The sequence below is a fragment of the Winogradskyella pelagia genome (assembly GCF_017581965.1).
In the GTDB taxonomy this organism is placed as follows: Bacteria; Bacteroidota; Bacteroidia; order Flavobacteriales; family Flavobacteriaceae; genus Winogradskyella; species Winogradskyella pelagia.
On sequence record NZ_JAGEVF010000005.1, the window covers coordinates 58828 to 73852 of the forward strand.

Genomic DNA, 15025 nt, shown 5'->3' on the forward strand with positions numbered 1-15025 from the left:
GTATTTAATCCTGCCCAGCCTTAAAGAGAAATTCCTTCTCTTCTGCCGTAAGACTCTCATAACCACTTTTACTAATTTTATCGAGAATCATATCTATTTTTTTCTGCTTATTAAACGCTTCAAACTCCTTTTTAGTTTTTCCTGCGAATCCAGATTTTCCTTTTTTTCTATGAACGGTCTTTAACTTAGACTTTGGCTTAAAGTAACTTGCAATACTATCCATTAAGCGCTCAAAACCAGCTCCAAAATCATTTCCTTTTTGTAACTGAACAGCATAGATATAACCAAGAAGATATCCACCAAAATGTGCTACGTAGCCACCACGATTTAGGCCTAACAACAATCTTCCAGCATCAATCACCACAAAGAAAATAGCAATATGCATCCATTTAACGTTAAAAGCGTTAAATAACCTAATTTGTGTATGAGGCATATATACAGCAATAAACAATAATAGAGCAGAAACTCCTGCTGATGAGCCTACTAATATACCTCTAGCACCAAAAAATTCAGCAAAAAAAAGATTTGACACTAGTAAATAGGCCATTCCGCCAAACAAAATGCCCATTAAATACACATTGAGCATCATTTTTGTCCTAAATAAGTTGGTTGTTGCTCTAGCCAAATAGAAGAGCAACAGCATATTAAAAAGCAAATGAAAAAAGCCATTATGTAGAAATCCATAGGTTAGGATAGACCAGGGCTGCACTATGAAATCCATAAAGTCCGAAGGCAACTTAAAATAGTTGACGATATACAGACCTATAACCCTACTCAATATAAAGTCTACAATAAAAACAATAACATTTACAACAATGAGCTTACCAAAAATATCTAGGGTATTGAATTTATATTTTAAATTTTGAAATGTACTCATAACTAGTTCCAGCGGTATTTATCATTTTCATTCTTCTTCCAAAAATACATAAGTAAAAACCCTGTTAACGCACCACCAACATGCGCCATATAAGCTGTATTACTTGGACTAAATATAGATTCTCCAGACAAGGCTGAAAACAAATCTAAAGCGATAATGGCAGGTATAAAATATTTTGCTTTAATGGGTATAGGTAAAAAAATGAGCATAAGCTTAGATTCTGGGAACAACATCCCAAAAGCCACTAAAACGCCAAAAATAGCACCTGAAGCACCAACCATGGTCGAATTATAAGCACTTATAAAAGCTTCAAAATTATCTCCAAGAATTGTTAACCAGCGCGTATCATACTGACCTTCCGCCAGTATGGCATATACTTTGGACTCTGAAATGCCTGCTGCTATTAAGTCAGAAAGTCCTGTATTGAACTGAAAATACAAAAATGCAATCTGAATAACAGCAGCACCTAGCCCTGAAAGCAAATAAAACACAATGAATTTTTTAGTACCGAATATCTGCTCAACAGCAGTACCAAACATCCAAAGAGCAAACATGTTAAATAGAATATGCATAAAATTGCCATGCATAAACATATGTGTTACAACTTGCCAGGGCTGAAAAAGGTCATTCTTGGGAAAGAATAGGGCAAACCATTGAAAAAACAGTTCCTTATTGCCAATGAGAAACGTCCCGGCAAACATTATAACGTTAATAATCAGTAAGTGCTTTACAGCATCAGTTATTCCTCTTCTCATAAACTTACATAAATCGTTTTTCTAAATCGTCAACAGACATGGTTATAAATGTTGGTCTGTTTGTAGGTGAAATATTAGGATCCTTACAGGCGAACAACTGATTTACTAGGTGTTCTTGTTCTTCTGTAGATAAAGATTGTCCATTTCTTATAGACAGACTTTTTGCCATGGACTTAGCCAAAAGGTCTGCAGCACTAAAATTAGCATCTGGCACATCGTTTTCAATATCATTTAGCAACTGGTCTAAAATTATAGACACTTCGCTTTCAGACACACCTACAGGAACTCCAGTGATAACAAAACTATCTTGTTTAACTTCTGAGAATACAAAGCCAGTGTGTTCTAAATCAATTTGAACCTGTTTAATGAGCTCAATTTCGGCATTAGAAAACTGTAACTGAAGCGGAAACAATAATTGCTGACTCGTGGCCTCTTTTAGCGTAAGTTGTCTTAAGTAACCCTCGTATAAGATGCGCTGATGCGCTCTATTTTGATCAATCATTACAAGACCAGATTTAATAGTGCTGATAATATATTTTTGTTGCAATTGAAACGTTGTTTTCCTTGTTTCAATCGTATTTGTTGAAAACATAGAACCTGTTTTGATATCTCCTTCAACAGTAAAGGTATTGACCTCAATCTCTGATTGATTGATTTTTGAAGATGACTCTAGTCCAATGTACAAACTCTCCCAATTGCCAGCTGATGGCTTATTATGTCCGGTTGATTTATGAGTTCTTTGATGAGGCCTCTCTTCTTTAAATGGATTGAAATCTCTATCAACCTCAACCGCAGGTGCAGAAGCCTGCTTATTTTTATAACTATATGGCGTGTTAAATTGATTTTGTTGCTCAAAATCTAAAACTGGCGCAATGTTAAACTGACCCAAACTATGTTTTATAGCCGAACGTAGTATAGCATATAAAGTGTGCTCATCGTCAAATTTAATCTCTGTTTTTGTGGGATGAATATTAATATCTATGGTTTTGGGGTCTACTTGGAGTTGCAAGTAATAGCTTGGATGATAGCCTTCCTTAATTAAGCCTTCAAATGCGGCACCAACGGCATGGTTTAAATACGCACTTTTTATAAATCTATTATTAACGAAAAAAAACTGTTCTGATTTAGATTTTTTAGCAAATTCTGGTTTACCTACAAAGCCTGTTATCTCTAGTACCTCTGTAAGCTCTTCAACCGGGACCAACTTCTCATTAGTTTTGGGACCAAAAATATGCACAATACGCTGTCGGTAGTTTTCAGATGGGAGGTTGAACAACTCACTCCCATTGTGATAAAACTTAAAAGCTATAGTTGGGTGTGCTAATGCCACTCGATGAAACTCATCAGTAACGTGCCTTAATTCTACAGTATCTGATTTTAAGAAATTCCGTCGCGCCGGTATATTAAAAAATAAATTCTTTACAGCAATTGAAGTACCCGAGGCAGCAACCACTACTTCTTGTCGTTTAATTTCGCTGCCTTCAATTTCAATTTGATTACCCAACTCATCGCTTGGGAGCTTTGTTTTAAGTTCTACATGTGCAATAGCAGCAATACTTGCTAATGCCTCTCCTCTAAATCCTTTTGTGTGTAATTGAAATAAATCTTGAGCTTCCCTTATTTTTGAAGTAGCATGGCGCTCAAAACTCAAGCGCGCATCTGTACCGCTCATACCTTTGCCGTTATCAATGACTTGGATTAGAGTTTTACCAGCATCCTTAACAATTAGCTTAATCTCTGTAGCTTCAGCATCAATGGCATTTTCTAACAATTCCTTCACCACAGAAGATGGACGTTGCACCACTTCTCCTGCAGCGATTTGATTAGCAACATGGTCTGGTAATAGTTGAATAATATCTGCCATTAGCTTTGAGGGAAGAAAATTGACAAATCAAAATCTATTATAAGCAGAAAGAGAAAAATTAACACACTAACAATAATAATTACACGACGATTTACATTGTTATCTCGGTTACTTTTATAATCGTCTAACGCTGCGTTAAATTTTCCTTTAAGTCCTTTGGCAGGATTGACAGTTGTTCTATAATCGTCAAACTTGTGTTTAACTTCATAAGGGCTTCCTTCTCCCTTATAATAACGCGGCTTATAGTTATACTTTTTATTCTTTCTTTGTTTTAACAATCCCATAAGTCTATTAATTTATATATCCCTCTAGAATATACATTGCAACAATAATTGCAATTAATAAGATGATTAGTGTTTTTAACGGTAAAGGTTTTGCAACATTTTTGGTAGTCTTACCTCTAACCTCATCCCTAATTGCATCCCATCTGCTCTCCAAATCATCTTCAGGTGGCACGCCGCCTTCATTTTGATAACGCGGTTTATATTTAAAACGCTTTGGCTTCCTTTGCTTAAACAATTAATCGATTTTTCTACTCTAACCTCCTCAAAAGTACTTAAAATACAAGCAAAATATACCTAAGGATACCTTAAAATTATCAACAAAAAAGATGCCAAGCTTAGGTGTTTGGCCTAAATAACATTTTCAAATTGTATGGTATTATTTACAGTTACTCTTTAAAACTACCGAGTACTGAAAAACTACAATTCAATACACAATACCCAATAAAATTATTTGGTCTTCTTTCTAAGGTCAGCCATTTTAATCGCAGTAATAGCAGCTTCAGTACCCTTATTACCATGTTTACCACCAGAGCGGTCTATGGATTGTTGCAAGTTGTTATCTGTAAGAACACAAAAAATAACTGGTATATCACCTTTGAGGTTTAAATCTTTTACTCCATGAGTAACGCCTTCACAAACAAAGTCAAAATGCTTGGTTTCGCCTTGAATGACACAGCCAATAACTATTATTGCGTCTAACATACCAGATTCTGCATAAATGCTTTTACTCATTCTTGCAGCGCCATAGGTAAGCTCAAAAGTACCAGGAACATTCCAGCGCACTATATTTTCCTTTAATGCTCCACAGTCAATTAGGGCATCAAATGCGCCTTGCCATAAGCCTTCTGTAATTTGTGAATTCCACTCAGAAACAACAATCCCAAACCGAAAATATTTCGCATTTGGGATTGTTGCTTTATCGTAGTTAGATAGGTTTTTGTTTTCAGTAGCCATATTACATACTTGCCTCCACTTTACCTATTAATATTTTCACAGTGCTCGCCTCTGTTGAGCTAGAAAATTCGGATTCTATACGTTTAAGATAGTCCAATGCTTTTTGATTTTCACCTAAATCAATTGCGATTTGTGCTGCCTTCATAAGGTACATTGGTGTCGTATAGTTATTATTGGATTTGTTAAAAGCCTTTTCGTAATAGTCTAGAGCGTCATTAGGTTGCTCTAATTGCGCAAAGGCATCTCCTATACCACCTAGTGCAATTGGACCTAACATTTTATCATCACTAGAAAAATCGCTTAAGTAAGTGATGGCGTTAGAATAATCCTTTAAATTAAGATAAGACATCCCTGCATAATAATTAGCCAAATTAGCCGCTGGAGTGCCGCTGTACTCACTTATAATATCTAGCATACCGTACTTACCCTCACCACCGTTCAAGGCCATTGTAAACAATGAATCAGAAGAAATACCATTAACGGCATCTTCAAAATAAGACTTAGCTTGATACATCTCATTCATCGCATCTTTGGCCTGTGGCTCTACCACAAAACGATTGTATCCTAAATAAGATAAAACTACCAAGGCAATGGCTCCAATAACACCTAAAATATAATTCTGATTTTTAACAACCCATTCTTCGGTTTTAGAAGCGCTTTCGTCTAAAGTATTAAATACCTCAGCCGTAGTTGAGTTTTCCTCAACTATTTCTTCCTTCTCCTTTTTGGTTTTCGGTTTATAGCCTCTTTTCTTATACGTTGCCATATGTTCTCCTTTTGTGCGTGCGCAAAAATAAAATATTTATTGGGATTTAAAAGCCTATTTATTTGTTATTTTTGAAGAATTTTAAAGTCGATATTTCCTCTTGAAATTCACTAAAATTGGGCAAATAGCACTAATTAGATGCAAATAAAAACGCTATCCTTAGTCAATTATAAAAATTTTGAAAGTCAGGATTTTGATTTCGATTCTAAAATCAACTGTTTTGTTGGAGCTAATGGAATCGGAAAAACAAATGCGTTAGATGCTATTTATCATCTCGCCTTCGGTAAAAGTTATTTTAACCCTGTTGCGCTTCAAAACATTAAGCATGGAGAGGAATTTTTTGTGATTGATGGCCATTTTATAAAACATGATAAGCAAGAGAAAATTGTTGTGTCCCTGAAGCGTGGTCAAAAAAAAGTTATAAAGCGCAATGGCAAAGCCTATGAGAAATTCAGCGAACATATAGGCTTTATACCTTTGGTGATTATTTCTCCTGCCGATAGGGACTTAATTCTTGAAGGCAGTGATGTAAGACGAAAATTTATTGACAGCGTTATTTCGCAGAGTGACAAAGCCTACCTCAATACCCTTATAGCCTATAATAAAGTATTAAGCCAGCGAAATGCACTTTTAAAGTTTTTTGCTTTAAACAATACATTTAATGCAGATACTCTAGCGATTTACAATGAACAGTTACATACTTATGGGAAAGTAATTTTTGAAAAACGGAATGCCTTTCTCACTACATTTATTCCCATTTTTAAAATGAGATACTATGCCATAAGTCAGAGTAATGAAGTCATTGACCTAACGTATAAAAGCGATTTATTTGAAGGCGAATTGAATACTTTATTACAATCTAATATTAACAAAGACAAGGCTCTTCAATATACCAGCGTTGGTACCCATAAAGATGATTTATCATTTTTAATAGAGGATTATCCAATTAAAAAGTTTGGTAGTCAAGGCCAGCAAAAATCATTTTTAATTGCCTTAAAATTGGCACAGTTCGATTTTATAAAGCAACAAAGCGGTGTGTCACCTATAATGTTGCTCGATGATATTTTTGACAAACTTGATGAAAACAGGGTCGCTCAGATTGTAAGTCTTGTTGATAACGACCATTTTGGTCAAATTTTTATAAGTGATACGCACCCAGATCGCACTGAGGCCATAATAAAACAAATCCACCAGTCGTATAAAATCTTTAGGTTATGAAAAAAATAGTCCTTTTAATGGTTCTCATCATTTTTTCATGCTCGGAGAGTCCAGAGAATTACATTCCGCATATAGAAGGATATTGGGAAATAAAAATGGTAACATTTCCCAATGGTTTTAAAAAAGAATACACCATTAACGAAACTATAGATTTCATCAGTGTAAATGATAGTCTCAAGGGATTTAGAAAAAAGCTCAAACCGGGTATAAACAATACTTATTATACTTCCGATAATGCAGAGGCTATTGAGCTTAGAGTTGAGAACGACAGTCTTAGAATCCTTTACTCTACCCCTTTTAATACGTGGAAAGAAACTGTTATTAGAGCTAATGAAACAGAATTAGAGATTTTAAATGAAAATAAGGCACTATATTTATACAACAGATACAATTCCATTGAGTTAAGTATTGATTAACACAAACCTTAAAAGTCTTAAAACGGCTTAAATCTTGATTAATGGCAAAACGAAGTAACGACAATCAATCAATAGAGGATATCCTTAAAGAATTTGTCCAAACCAACAATTTACAGTCTGGCCTAGACAAAGTCGATGTGCGAGATGCATGGATTAATCTTATGGGAAACGGCGTTAACAACTATACTACAGCCATTGAGTTAAAGAACGAGACATTATATGTTAAATTGAGTTCTAGTGTATTACGGGAAGAACTTAGTTACGGTACAGAAAAAATCATTGCTATGCTCAATGAATCCCTTGGTAAAGAATTGGTTAAAAAACTAGTATTACGCTAATCGCCTTCCTAAAGTTTTGTAAAATCATTGGCGTCAAACTAGGGTTGTCTTATCTTTATAAGACTTATGAAAACCCTTTTTTTCTTTTTAACATGCCTTTTCTATATGCAAGACGCCACCCTTTTTAAATTCAATAAAAACAGTAACCTCCAAAACTGGCGAATTTTAGATGATGTGGTGATGGGTGGACGTTCCAACGGTGAATTTACCGTCTCAAAAGAAGGATTCGGAAAATTTTATGGCGACATCTCGTTAGATAATAACGGAGGGTTTTCATCAGTGCGCTACTATTTTGAAACTAAGAAAACGAAACCGTTTTCAAAGTTTATTCTTAAAATAAAAGGAGATGGAAAGCGATATCAATTTAGGGTAAAAGACAAGAGTAATCAAAGGCATTCTTACATCTACGAATTTCAAACCTCAGGCGATTGGGAAACTGTTGAAATTCCATTTGACAAAATGTACGCCTCATTTAGAGGCTATCGTTTAAATATTTCAAATTTTGATGGAGCTCAAATGGAGGAAATCGCATTTCTTATCGGAAATAAAAAGGAAGAATCCTTTGAACTATTAATTGACACCATTTTACTAGATTAAAAATTCGTCTCATATAAAATTAGAAAAGCGTCTTCTGCTTTTTGATTTATTTGGTATTTTTAGAACATAAATAATTCCTTAATGAAATACCTTAAACTTATCCTCTCTCTCGTATTGACGATTGTAGTTTTCTATGTTTTAAATACTAAACTAGGTTCTGTCCCTCCAATTGCTAAATTTTTAAATCCTTACACAGGCATATGGCAAAACGAAACTCCAGAAAATGTTTCGGGCGAAATGACTATTTCTGGATTTGTGGAACCTGTGACCATTCATTATGATGATTTATTAATTCCACACATATTTGCCCAAAATAATACAGATTTGTACCGAGCTCAAGGATATGTTACAGCAAAACACAGGTTATGGCAATTAGAATTTCAGACTTATGCCGCAGCTGGTCGACTCTCAGAAATTGTGGGTGAAGGGGCAATTAATTACGATCGCCAACAGCGTAGATTAGGTATGGTTTACGGTGCAGAACAAGCGTTGGCAAAAATGAAAGGCGATTCAGAAACTATGTCTTACCTCCAAGCGTATAGCGACGGTATCAATGCCCATATTAATTCCTTAGAAGATGAAAATCTTCCGGTTGAATATAAACTACTAGACTATAGGCCTGAGCCTTGGAATATCAAAAAAACAGCGCTACTGCTCATGTACATGACCAAAACACTTGCTAGTAGAGAACACGATTTAGAATACACCAATGCTTTGCGAATTTTCGGTGAAGACACATTCAATAAACTCTACCCAGATTTTTTCGATATCGTTGACCCAGTAATACCAAAAGATACCGATTGGAGTTTTGTAACAGCTGAGCAAACTGCAAGACCCTTAAGCGAAATACCATTAGATACAATACCCGAAACACTGCCGAAACCTAACCCTAATAACGGTAGTAATAATTGGGCGATATCTGGGGATAAATCTGCGACAGGAAACCCTATGCTAGCAAACGACCCTCATTTAACTCTTAACCTCCCTTCTATCTGGTATGTCATGCAACTCAGCACACCAGAACATTCTTCTATGGGTGCTACACTGCCAGGAGCCTTAGGAATTATTTCAGGATTTAACACCCATATTGCTTGGGGAGTAACCAATGCAACGAGAGACCTTTTAGACTGGTATAAAATTGAATTTAAAGACAACAAAAGAACGCAATATAAATATGGAGATGGTTGGAAAAATACAACTATGCGTATTGAGGATATTCAGATAAAGAATGGAAAGACCATAAAGGATACAGTCCTATACACACATCATGGCCCTGTGGTTTACGACCATAATTTTAAAGGAGACAATGCACTTTCTGGTTACGCCATGAAATGGATTGGTCTTGAGGGCGGCAATAATCAAAGCACCTTTTTAGATTTAAATCAAGCAAAAAATTACAATGATTACCTCAATGCTATTAAACCTTATGTCGCTCCAGCACAAAATTTTGTATTTGCTTCTACAGAAGGTGATATCGCTCTATGGGTTCAAGGAAAATTTCCTAATAAGTGGGAAGGGCAAGGCAAGTTCTTAATGGATGGGAGCAATCCAGACCATGATTGGCCAGAATTTATTCCCCAAGAATTTAACGCACACACCAAAAACCCAAAACGTGGATTTGTGAGTTCAGCTAATCAGCATCCTGTAGATGAGCAATATCCCTTCTATGTCTTTAACGATGGCTATGACACGTATCGCAGTCGTATAATAAATAATTTCTTTAGGTCAAAGGATAAATTCTCTGTTGAAGATTTAAAAGGCCTTCAGAATAGCACGTTTAATTTAAAAGCTTCTGAGATGCTTCCCTATATTTTGGAAACTATGGATACCTCATCCTTAACCGAAGATGAACTTAAGATTTATAATGAGATTAAAGATTGGAATTTTTACAGCAATATTGAAAAACGAGCTCCAAGTATTTGGAGTACATGGTGGCCAAAATTATATATGAAAGTCTGGGACGAATATGAAATTGAAGATGTTGCCTTGGATAGACCCTTTGCGTATCAAACTATTTATATGTTAACCCATATGCCCAATGATGAGTTCATGGACATAAAAGAGACACCAGAAACTGAAAGTGCCCAAGATTTATTTTTAATGACTTTTAAAGAAACAGCAAAAGAACTCATACAATGGAAAGTCGAAAATGGCGCCTATACTTACCAAAAGTATAAAGGTACTTTTGTTGGCCATTTGCTCCAAGGATTACCTGCTTTCTCTAGATTTGAACTACCTATCGGTGGTGACGGAAATACTGTTAATGCCATGTCCAAAAACCATGGGCCGTCCTGGCGAATGGTCATAGAACTAAGCTCACCTCCTCAAGCTTACGGTATTTATCCAGGAGGTCAATCAGGAAATCCAGGAAGTATATATTACGATAACCTCATTGATGACTGGGCTGTAGGAAAATACCACAAACTAAACTTTTTGCAAACGAATGAAGCCAATGAGGGCATCATAGGGACTAAAACTATAAAACCTTCTAACCAATGAATAGAAATCTAATTAATTTCCTCACCACTTTACTATTAGCTATTTCGTTTTCTTTCTTTTTACCATGGTGGTCAGTAATGGTTGCTGCAATACTAACGGCAATTGTAGTTCCACTTAAAAAATCTGCCGTTTTCTTTGTACCATTTTTTACTATCGCGATATTTTGGATTGGGTATAGTTTTTTACTTGGTAAGGACAATGATTTTATACTAGCAAAAAAAGTCGCTAATCTTTTGTCTCTTGGTGGAAATCATTATTTATTGCTGCTCGTTACAGGAGTTATCGGAGGTCTAGCTGCTGGAATAGCTGGTGTTTTTGGTAAGCAGTTAAAAAGCTTTTCAAATACTACTGAGCAGTAGGAGTGTTTTTAGACTCATAAGTCTCAATATACCGTAAAGCCCTTTTATTGCGCTGATTGGACTTATAGGCCTTTTTATAATTTTCAAAAGCCATAATACTATCCCCACTTTTTAAGTAAGCATTGGCCAAACTATCAAATACGTTATAACTATTGGGATGAAGTTTAATATTTAACTCAAACACTGCAATAGCGTCGGAGAACTTTTCATCTCTAAGATATTTATAACCTAAATTATTTATATCCCATTCATCAATAAACGGACTTGTTGAATCTTTTTCCTTAATTGCCAAGTAGCCTTCTAAAGCATCTTCATAATTACCACCTTTTAAATGCATAGTAGGTGTTTTAAAATCAGTAGCCACCTTTAAGTAGTCGTATGTAATTTCGGATTCTTCAGTTTCTGGAATTATAGAGATATACCGTTTACCTGTTTTGGGGTGTTCTACAAAGCGTAGTTTTTGATACATGTCCGGGACAAAAAACTCATTTTCACTCAATACTACGGGCTTCACCTCTCCACCTTTCCAATTTAAAAACAGTACATTATCCTTATAATAGACCTCCATTAGATTATCATCATTATAAAGATATTTCCCTGAAGTTTTTCCCATAAATTCTTCAGAATACTCTATAGACTTAGAACAGTTAATACTAATTAGCATTAGAATGAAAATCAATGAAAATTTCAACTTCATAATAAAAGGAATTGATGGGTTAAAAAAAAGTCTCACTAACAGTGAGACGATTCTTTTTAAAATTTGTTACTTATGTAAACGTTGAGTAACATATTTGACTTGTCCAATAAAGGCCAATAGGGATGTTTATTTTACACCCATAAGCTCAACATCAAAAACCAAAGTAGCATTCGGTGGGATTACTCCTCCTGCTCCAGCTGAACCATATGCCAAATCACTTGGTATAACCAATCTGGCTTTATCTCCAACATTGAGCAAACAAATACCTTCATCCCAACCTGGAATAACCTGACCAACACCTACTTGAAAATCAAGTGGTTTATTTCTTTTATAGGAAGAGTCGAAAACAGTCCCATCAGCCAATTGGCCCTTATAATGTACTGAGACCGTATTCCCCTTTTCTGCTTTTTGTCCATCTCCTTTTTGGATAATTTTGTATCTCAAGCCTGATGCGGTTTCATCAAACCCAGCTGCTAATTTATCTAACTCAGCCTTTACAGCCTCGCGCTCCGCAGCGACGCGCTTTTCTCGAGCACCTTCAAATGTTCTAAAAGCTTCTATAGCGTTAAATGACTCTGCTGAAGCACCTTTCCTAATGATTTCAACTGCTCCAATAGTATCACCTTGTGCAACAGCATCAACCACATCCTGACCCTCAACTACATGACCAAAAACCGTGTGTTTTCCATCTAACCAAGGGGTTTCTACATGTGTTATAAAGAATTGGCTTCCATTGGTTCCGGGACCAGCATTGGCCATAGATAACTTTCCAGGAGCATCATGTTTTAAATCTGGATGAAATTCGTCATCAAATTTATATCCTGGATTTCCTGTTCCTGTGCCTTGAGGACAACCTCCTTGAATCATAAAATCTGGTATGACCCGATGGAATTTAAGACCATCATAGTAAGGTGTGCCTTGAGGCTTAGCTGAATTTTCTAAATTCCCTTCAGCTAAAGCCACGAAATTACCTACTGTCCCTGGTGTTTTTTCATATTCTAAATTAATTAGAATATCTCCCTTTGTGGTTTTAAATTTTGCGTATAAACCGTCTTGCATTGTTTTGTTTTTTATTTAAGGCTGCAAAGATAGGAAAGTACCTTGAAAGAAGGAAGGCAAAGACGGCTGTTAATGCTAGCGTTATCAATCTTAAAATTAAGATTTAAAATTTTGGATCAAAACAAGGCTATCTTAAACCTAATTCGCCACTTCGCTAATAAATTTGATACGGTATAGGCGTAGCTCCTCATCTTCGTAATCTCCATCAAACTCTTCAATAGCATCTGAAATTTTATCCGTTTCTGAGTCCATAAAATAGTCATGAATTTCTTCTTGTTGGTCTTCATCTAAAATCTCATCAATCCAATAATCTATATTAAGTTTTGTACCGGAATAAACAATGGTTTCCATTTCCTTAATAAAATCTGGCATGTCCATACCTTTTGCTGAGGCTATATCATCAAGTCGTAATTTTCGATCAACATTTTGAATGATATAAAGTTTTAAGGCCGAATTAGAACCTGTCGATTTAACCACCATATCATCTGGCCTAACAATATCGTTTTCCTCGACATAATCTGAAATGAGATTCACGAAATCTTTACCGTATTTTTTAGCCTTACTCTCCCCAACACCGTGTACATTAGACAACTCCTCTAAATTTATTGGATATTTAAGGGCCATGTCTTCAAGCGAGGGATCTTGAAATATTACAAATGGTGGGACACCCAATTTCTTAGCATTTCGTTTTCTTAAATCTTTTAGCATGGTCATCAACTTTTCATCAGCAACCGCGCCGCCCCCTTTTGCGTTTGTTATGATACCATCATCAGCAGTTTCATCATAGACGTGATCTTCAGCCATCATAAAGGACCTTGGATGTTTAATAAACTCATGCCCTTCTTCTGTGAGTCTTAAAACCCCATAAGTTTCAATATCTTTTTTAAGTAGTCCAGCGACTAAAACCTGACGAATTAAAGCCATCCAATGACGAGCGTCTTTATCTTTTCCAATACCGAAAAAAGGCTGTGTGTCTGTTTTGTGAGAAGCAATTAAAGCATTGGAATTTCCAACGATGACCTGGACTAAATCTTTAGATTTATATTTCTCGTTTGTACTTTTTACTGTATCTAAGAGCACTTTTACATCAGCCTGAGCTTCAACTTGTTTTTTGGGGTTTCTCACGTTATCATCCATATCGCCACCCTCACCAGTTTCATTGTCGAATTCTTCACCGAAATAATGAAGGATAAACTTTCGTCTTGACACAGAGGTCTCGGCAAACGCAACCACTTCTTGTAACAACGCATGACCAATTTCCTGTTCAGCAACAGGTTTACCAGACATAAACTTCTCTAATTTTTCAATGTCCTTATAAGCGTAATATGCCAAACAATGTCCTTCTCCGCCATCTCGCCCAGCACGACCTGTTTCTTGATAATAACTTTCTATACTTTTAGGAATATCATGATGAATTACAAAACGAACATCGGGTTTATCAATACCCATTCCAAAGGCAATGGTCGCGACCACAACATCTACATCTTCCATTAGAAACATATCTTGATGTTTTACCCGAGTTTTTGAATCTAAACCCGCATGATACGGAACAGCTTTAATACCGTTGACCTGAAGCACTTGTGCCAACTCTTCCACTCGCTTGCGACTCAAGCAATAAACGATACCGGATTTACCTTCATTCTGCTTAATAAATCTAATGATATCTGCATCAACATTTTTTGTTTTTGGACGTACTTCATAAAATAAATTAGGACGGTTAAAAGACGCCTTAAAAGTTACAGCATCAGTCATCCCTAAACTTTTAAGGATATCCTCTTGCACCTTAGGTGTGGCCGTAGCAGTTAAACCTACGATTGGTATATTATCTCCAATACGCTTGATTATATGTCTCAGATTACGATACTCAGGCCTAAAATCGTGTCCCCATTCACTAATACAATGCGCCTCATCAACAGCCATAAAGGAAATAGTGACCGATCTTAGGAATTCTACATATTCCTCTTTTGTTAACGATTCTGGTGCAACATATAGAAGTTTAGTAATACCGTTTACAATATCATCCTTCACTCGTCTCACTTCAGTTTTGTTGAGAGAAGAATTTAAAACGTGCGCCACCCCTTCGTGATCCGAAACTGCTCTTATGGCATCAACCTGGTTTTTCATTAAGGCAATTAATGGTGAAACCACAATAGCTGTACCATCCTTTATTAAGGCAGGTAGCTGGTAACACAGCGATTTACCACCACCAGTTGGCATAATAACAAAAGTGTTATTTCCCTCAATTACATTTTTTATAACTTCCTCTTGAAGTCCTTTAAATCCCGTAAAACCAAAGTATTTTTTTAGTGCGGAGTGTAAGTCAATTTCTGCAATACCCATTA

The 15025-nt window shown here is 35.9% G+C and carries 16 protein-coding genes; 6 read left to right on the forward strand and 10 right to left on the reverse strand.

Translation table 11 applies throughout. The annotated features are described in order from the left end of the window. Positions 1-4: 4 nt before the first annotated feature. The 7 genes from J4050_RS07840 to J4050_RS07870 form a co-directional block, all read right to left on the reverse strand. A complete protein-coding gene (locus J4050_RS07840) occupies positions 5-877 on the reverse strand; it encodes a rhomboid family intramembrane serine protease (RefSeq protein ID WP_208154017.1) in 873 nt (290 codons plus the stop codon). Between the two features lie 2 nt (positions 878-879). Then, on the reverse strand, positions 880-1632 hold the full coding sequence (locus J4050_RS07845; RefSeq protein WP_208154019.1) for a rhomboid family intramembrane serine protease: 753 nt from the start codon (positions 1630-1632) through the stop codon (positions 880-882). A gap of 4 nt (positions 1633-1636) precedes the next feature. Further along, positions 1637-3496, reverse strand: a complete 1860-nt coding sequence (mutL, locus tag J4050_RS07850) for a DNA mismatch repair endonuclease MutL (RefSeq protein ID WP_208154021.1) — start codon at positions 3494-3496, stop codon at positions 1637-1639. Further along, positions 3496-3780, reverse strand: a complete 285-nt coding sequence (locus J4050_RS07855; protein ID WP_208154023.1) for a riboflavin synthase subunit beta — start codon at positions 3778-3780, stop codon at positions 3496-3498. Before J4050_RS07855 ends, mutL begins: the two co-directional genes overlap by 1 nt. A 7-nt stretch (positions 3781-3787) precedes the next feature. Beyond that, the gene (locus J4050_RS07860) at positions 3788-4015 is read right to left on the reverse strand and encodes a hypothetical protein (RefSeq protein WP_208154025.1); all 228 of its coding nucleotides are present in this window, start codon (positions 4013-4015) and stop codon (positions 3788-3790) included. A 212-nt stretch (positions 4016-4227) separates the two neighbouring features. After that, on the reverse strand, positions 4228-4734 hold the full coding sequence (gene ribH, locus J4050_RS07865; RefSeq protein ID WP_208154026.1) for a 6,7-dimethyl-8-ribityllumazine synthase: 507 nt from the start codon (positions 4732-4734) through the stop codon (positions 4228-4230). 1 nt (position 4735) lies between these two features. Further along, on the reverse strand, positions 4736-5500 hold the full coding sequence (locus J4050_RS07870) for a tetratricopeptide repeat protein (protein ID WP_208154027.1): 765 nt from the start codon (positions 5498-5500) through the stop codon (positions 4736-4738). A 138-nt stretch (positions 5501-5638) separates the two neighbouring features. Between J4050_RS07870 and recF the strand changes: the two genes are divergently transcribed. The 6 genes from recF (at position 5639) to J4050_RS07900 (ending at position 10927) form a co-directional block, all read left to right on the forward strand. Then, positions 5639-6718, forward strand: coding sequence for a DNA replication/repair protein RecF (gene recF / locus J4050_RS07875; RefSeq protein WP_208154028.1), 1080 nt, complete (start codon positions 5639-5641; stop codon positions 6716-6718). Next, positions 6715-7134, forward strand: coding sequence for a hypothetical protein (locus J4050_RS07880; protein ID WP_208154029.1), 420 nt, complete (start codon positions 6715-6717; stop codon positions 7132-7134). Before recF ends, J4050_RS07880 begins: the two co-directional genes overlap by 4 nt. A 41-nt stretch (positions 7135-7175) precedes the next feature. After that, positions 7176-7472, forward strand: a complete 297-nt coding sequence (locus J4050_RS07885; RefSeq protein ID WP_208154030.1) for a DciA family protein — start codon at positions 7176-7178, stop codon at positions 7470-7472. Positions 7473-7577: 105 nt separating this feature from the next. Further along, complete coding sequence (locus J4050_RS07890; RefSeq protein WP_208154031.1) at positions 7578-8069, forward strand: CIA30 family protein; 492 nt, start codon at positions 7578-7580, stop codon at positions 8067-8069. A gap of 81 nt (positions 8070-8150) precedes the next feature. After that, positions 8151-10568, forward strand: coding sequence for a penicillin acylase family protein (locus tag J4050_RS07895; protein WP_208154032.1), 2418 nt, complete (start codon positions 8151-8153; stop codon positions 10566-10568). After that, entirely contained in the window at positions 10565-10927 is a 363-nt protein-coding gene (locus J4050_RS07900) for a hypothetical protein (protein ID WP_208154033.1), read from the forward strand. The genes J4050_RS07895 and J4050_RS07900 overlap by 4 nt, the downstream gene beginning before the upstream one ends. Here J4050_RS07900 and J4050_RS07905 read toward each other — a convergent pair. The 3 genes from J4050_RS07905 to recQ all read right to left on the reverse strand — a co-directional run bounded on the left by J4050_RS07905 (position 10914) and on the right by recQ (position 15023). After that, positions 10914-11624 (reverse strand): tetratricopeptide repeat protein, encoded by a 711-nt coding sequence (locus J4050_RS07905; RefSeq protein ID WP_208154034.1) that lies wholly within the window; start codon positions 11622-11624, stop codon positions 10914-10916. The genes J4050_RS07900 and J4050_RS07905 overlap by 14 nt on opposite strands. A gap of 126 nt (positions 11625-11750) precedes the next feature. Further along, on the reverse strand, positions 11751-12683 hold the full coding sequence (locus tag J4050_RS07910; protein WP_208154035.1) for a peptidylprolyl isomerase: 933 nt from the start codon (positions 12681-12683) through the stop codon (positions 11751-11753). Between the two features lie 138 nt (positions 12684-12821). Then, positions 12822-15023 (reverse strand): DNA helicase RecQ, encoded by a 2202-nt coding sequence (recQ, locus tag J4050_RS07915; protein WP_208154036.1) that lies wholly within the window; start codon positions 15021-15023, stop codon positions 12822-12824. Positions 15024-15025: the final 2 nt, after the last annotated feature.

Excerpts from the sequence above, each read along its gene's own strand:
- J4050_RS07840 (WP_208154017.1), bottom strand. The coding sequence starts at position 877 with ATGAGTACATTTCAAAATTTAAAATATAAATTCAATACCCTAGATATT.
- J4050_RS07845 (WP_208154019.1), bottom strand. The coding sequence starts at position 1,632 with ATGAGAAGAGGAATAACTGATGCTGTAAAGCACTTACTGATTATTAAC.
- mutL (WP_208154021.1), bottom strand. The coding sequence starts at position 3,496 with ATGGCAGATATTATTCAACTATTACCAGACCATGTTGCTAATCAAATC.
- J4050_RS07855 (WP_208154023.1), bottom strand. The coding sequence starts at position 3,780 with ATGGGATTGTTAAAACAAAGAAAGAATAAAAAGTATAACTATAAGCCG.
- ribH (WP_208154026.1), bottom strand. The coding sequence starts at position 4,734 with ATGGCTACTGAAAACAAAAACCTATCTAACTACGATAAAGCAACAATC.
- J4050_RS07870 (WP_208154027.1), bottom strand. The coding sequence starts at position 5,500 with ATGGCAACGTATAAGAAAAGAGGCTATAAACCGAAAACCAAAAAGGAG.
- recF (WP_208154028.1), top strand. The coding sequence starts at position 5,639 with ATGCAAATAAAAACGCTATCCTTAGTCAATTATAAAAATTTTGAAAGT.
- J4050_RS07880 (WP_208154029.1), top strand. The coding sequence starts at position 6,715 with ATGAAAAAAATAGTCCTTTTAATGGTTCTCATCATTTTTTCATGCTCG.
- J4050_RS07885 (WP_208154030.1), top strand. The coding sequence starts at position 7,176 with ATGGCAAAACGAAGTAACGACAATCAATCAATAGAGGATATCCTTAAA.
- J4050_RS07890 (WP_208154031.1), top strand. The coding sequence starts at position 7,578 with ATGCAAGACGCCACCCTTTTTAAATTCAATAAAAACAGTAACCTCCAA.
- J4050_RS07895 (WP_208154032.1), top strand. The coding sequence starts at position 8,151 with ATGAAATACCTTAAACTTATCCTCTCTCTCGTATTGACGATTGTAGTT.
- J4050_RS07900 (WP_208154033.1), top strand. The coding sequence starts at position 10,565 with ATGAATAGAAATCTAATTAATTTCCTCACCACTTTACTATTAGCTATT.
- J4050_RS07905 (WP_208154034.1), bottom strand. The coding sequence starts at position 11,624 with ATGAAGTTGAAATTTTCATTGATTTTCATTCTAATGCTAATTAGTATT.
- J4050_RS07910 (WP_208154035.1), bottom strand. The coding sequence starts at position 12,683 with ATGCAAGACGGTTTATACGCAAAATTTAAAACCACAAAGGGAGATATT.
- recQ (WP_208154036.1), bottom strand. The coding sequence starts at position 15,023 with ATGGGTATTGCAGAAATTGACTTACACTCCGCACTAAAAAAATACTTT.